This is a genomic window from Mesorhizobium sp. M5C.F.Ca.IN.020.32.2.1 (assembly GCF_004023105.1).
Taxonomy (GTDB): Bacteria; Pseudomonadota; Alphaproteobacteria; order Rhizobiales; family Rhizobiaceae; genus Mesorhizobium; species Mesorhizobium wenxiniae.
Map to the genome: position 1 here is coordinate 1 of NZ_RZSX01000743.1, position 3,196 is coordinate 3,196.

The following is a 3,196-nucleotide window of genomic DNA, read 5'->3' on the forward strand; positions in this document are numbered from 1 at the left end:
CCCTCGTCGAGCCGGGTGAATTCGTGAAAGACCGTGTTCAGCTTGTCGGTGGCAATGCCGATGCCGGTATCGATCACCTGGATCTCGGCCAGTTCGCCGCGCCGCCGCACGCCGACCAGGATGCGGCCATGGCGCGTGTATTTGATGGCGTTGGACACCAGGTTCTGGATCAGGCGGCGTAGCAGATTGCGATCCGTCATCACGCTGAGTGACGAGGGCATGATCGTCAGTCTGAGTTTCTTCTCGGCGGCAAGCGGCTGGAAGTCGTTGCCGATCTGGCGCAGCAGTCCTTCCAGGCTGAAAGCCGTATCGTCCGGTTTCATCGCACCAGCGTCGAGACGAGAAATGTCGAGCACCGCACCGAGAATGGTCTCGACCGATTCCAGCGAAGATTCGATGTTGTTTGCGGCCTTGCCGGTCGGGCCCTTGCCGGCCTTTTCGATCAGCGACGAGCAATAGAGGCGGGCGGCGTTCAGGGGCTGCAGGATGTCATGGCCGGCGGCGGCGAGGAAACGCGTCTTGCCGAGATTGGCCTCCTCGGCCAGCATCTGCGCCTGTGCCAGTTCCTCGTTGACGCGGGTCAGTTCGACAGTGCGGTCCTTGACGCGTTGTTCCAGCGATTCATTGGCGCGCTTCAGCGCCAGATCCTGCTCGACGCGTCCTGAGATGTCGGCATAGGTGGCGACGATGCCGCCATCTGGCATTGGGTTGGAGCGCAACTCCAGGATGCGGCCGCTGGTCTTCAGCTCCATCTGCCATGGGCTGACGAAACTGGTGAGGCGGTTGAGCATCGCCACCCGCTGGTCGGCCGGAATGTCGCCGCGCTCGGCCAGGTGGCGCAGGATGCGGTCGAGCGAGACGCCGACCTGGCCCATCTCGTCGGGCAGGTCGAACAGCGCCCGATACTGGCGATTCCAGCAGATCAGCCGGAAATCCCTGTCGAAGACGGTGATGCCTTGTTCCATCTGGTCGAGCGCGATCTGCAGCAAGTCGCGATTGTGCTGCAGCGCCTCGGTGGCGTCGTCGAGCAGGCGGAAGGCATCCTTGGATTCGCGGTCGTTGCGGCGCAGCAGCAGCGACAGGATCAGCCGAGCCGAGGAGGAGCCGACGGCACTCGCCAGAAGCTGCTCGGAGAAGCGGATGACGTCCATGCTGGCTTGTTCGTTGCCGTGCAGCGAAGCGCCGCTGCTCTCTTCAAACGACTGGAAGGACCGCTCGGTGCGTTCGACGCCAAGATAGCGCGCGATGGTGTCCTTGAGGTCGTTGACGGTGACGGTGGTGCGGAAGCGGCGCAGGCTCGGCATCGGGCTCGCCTCGCGCGGCACGAAGATCGACGCCTGGATGCGTTCCAGCGGCACCGACGCGCGCGACAGCGAGCCGAGCACGAAGAACAGCGTGTTGATCGACAGGCTCCACAGGACACCGTGGTTCAGCGGCTCGGCGATGGTGCCGAACAGCGCTTGCGGCCGCAATGCGTCGAAGCCGAACAGGCCGTGGACGACAATGCCGGTGTCGGACGCGGCGAGCGAAGGAAGCAGCAGCGTATAGCTCCAGACGACGATGCCGGCGACCATGCCGAGCGCCGCCCCCCTGCCATTGGCGCCGCGCCAGATCAGTCCGCCGATCAAGGCCGGCGCGAACTGCGCGATCGCGGCGAAGGACATCAGGCCGATAGAGGAGAGCCGCGCGCTGTCGGTGCTCTCGCGATAGTAGAGGAAGGCGATGAACAGCATGATGAAGATCGCCGCACGTCGCACGTTGAGGATGAGCGCTGACCAGTCCTCGTTCTCCGATGTCGTGGTCTTGAGCAGGCGACGCACAAACAGCGGAATGACGAGGTCGTTGGAGATCATGATCGACAGCGCGACGCTTTCTACGATCACCATCGCGGTCGCCGCCGACAGGCCGCCGATGAAGGCGGCCATGGCCAACACATCGTGACCGCTGAGCAGCGGCAGCGACAGGACATAGAGATCGCTGCTGGTCCTGGTGCCGACCAGCGCCAGGCCGGCGAGCGCGATCGGCAGCACGAAAAGGTTGATCGCCACCAGATAGAGCGGAAACACCCATGTCGCGGTGCGCAGTTCGGCCTCGCTGCGATTCTCGACGATGGTGACGTAGAACTGGCGCGGCAGCATGATGATAGCGAAACCGCTCAAACACGTCAGTACCAGCCAGGTGGCGAGCGACGTGCGGTAGCCCATCGCCTGCTGCACTTGCGTATTCTCGGCGAGCTTGTCGACCATATCGCCCGGGCCGCCGAAGATCAGGAAGGTCACCATCAGGCCGATCGCCAGGAAGGCCGCGAGCTTGACGACCGTTTCCACCGCGACGGCCAGTACCAGCCCGTCCTGGTGCTCGGTGGCGTCGGCGTGGCGCGTGCCGAATAGCACCGCAAACAGCGCAAGCAGCATGGCGACGACCAGCGAGATGTCGCTGACGAAGGGATCGAAGGAGGGCGGCGAGCCGGTATAATGCTCGACCATCAGGCTGACCGAGCCGGAAATCGCCTTCAACTGCAGCGCCATGTAAGGCACCGCGCCTACCGTCGCGATCAGCGTGGCAATCGCTGCTACTGCGAAACTCTTGCCGTAGCGGGCGCCGAGGAAGTCGGCGATCGAGGTGATCTTCTCTGTCTTGGCCAGCCTGACGATGCGCCGAAGCAGCGGAAAGCCGAACACGAACACCAGCACCGGGCCGATATAGATGCCGAGGAATTCAAGGCCGCGCTCGGAGGAAAGGCCGACCGAACCGAAGAACGTCCAGGAGGTGCAGTAGATCGCCAGGCTGAGCGCATAGATGAAGGGCCGGGCCCGGTCAGACCCGGATGTCGTTGAGCGCCGGTCGCCGAGGCTGGCGATGGCGAACAGCAACGTCACATAGGCAATCGCAATGATGACGACGAACCAGCCCTGCACGGCCTGACAATCCTCCCTTGCCGGTTTTGCATCCGGCCTGCTGAGACGCAATCACAGCTTGGCGATCAAGTCCATCGCGGCTTTCGGCGCAGGATGGCTGCGGCTTCGGAATTTTGGCCGGCGGAAACGGTCTTTTGTCCATGCTGCAACCGCAGGTTTTTGCTATTGTGCCAGTGAAGCCAACGATCGGGCGAGGGGCGGCCTGGCCCGTCAGAACAAGGAGGGTCGAATGCTGAAAGAATTCCAGGAATTCATTTCCCGGGGTAACGTCATGGACC

Annotated in this window: 1 protein-coding gene and 1 pseudogene; one reads left to right on the plus strand and one right to left on the minus strand. The window is 63.2% G+C overall.

Annotated elements, in window-relative coordinates:
- The coding region (locus tag EOA86_RS28055) for a PAS-domain containing protein (RefSeq protein ID WP_128344651.1) at positions 1 to 2,918 on the minus strand (2,918 nt) is incomplete at its 3' end.
- Positions 2,919 to 2,976: 58 nt separating this feature from the next.
- Here EOA86_RS28055 and EOA86_RS39625 point away from each other — a divergent pair.
- Positions 2,977 to 3,196 (plus strand): annotated as a pseudogene (locus tag EOA86_RS39625) (MscL family protein); the annotation flags it as partial.